A 497-nucleotide genomic window follows, 5' to 3' on the forward strand; every position below is an offset into this window, starting at 1 on the left:
CTGCCACACGGCAGCGATCACCAGGCAATACACTACCCGGTCGGGGTCGATCAGCCAGTCCAGGCGAAAGCCCTCCCAGCCCCAGTCGCGCAACAACTTGTCCAGGCCCATGCCGGGGTTGAGCAGCCACTTCCAGGCGGTGCCGGTAACGATCATCGACAACGCCATGGGGTACAGGTAAATGGTGCGGATGAAGCCCTCACGGCGGATGCGCTGGTCAAGCAGCACCGCCAGCAACACGCCGATGGCCAGGCTGATGGCGATGAACAGGCCACCGAACAGCAGCAGGTTCTTGCTTGCCACCCACCAGCGGTCGTTGTCGAACAGCCGCGCGTATTGCGCAAGGCCGGCCCATTTGTAGGTGGGCAGGAACGTCGAGGTGGTGAAGGACAGCACGAAGGTCCAGAGGATGTAGCCGTAGAAGCCCACCAGGACGATGAACATGCTGGGGGCCAGCACCAGCTTGGGCAGCCAGCGCTGAAGCGCGTCCAGGGGTG

At 63.4% G+C, this 497-nt stretch carries 1 protein-coding gene; it reads right to left on the minus strand.

Annotated elements, in window-relative coordinates:
• On the minus strand, positions 1-497 hold a 497-nt coding region (locus EOE48_RS28650; RefSeq protein ID WP_210249617.1), incomplete at both ends, for a carbohydrate ABC transporter permease.

It is taken from the genome of Methylobacterium oryzihabitans (genome assembly GCF_004004555.2).
Classification (GTDB): Bacteria; Pseudomonadota; Alphaproteobacteria; order Rhizobiales; family Beijerinckiaceae; genus Methylobacterium; species Methylobacterium oryzihabitans.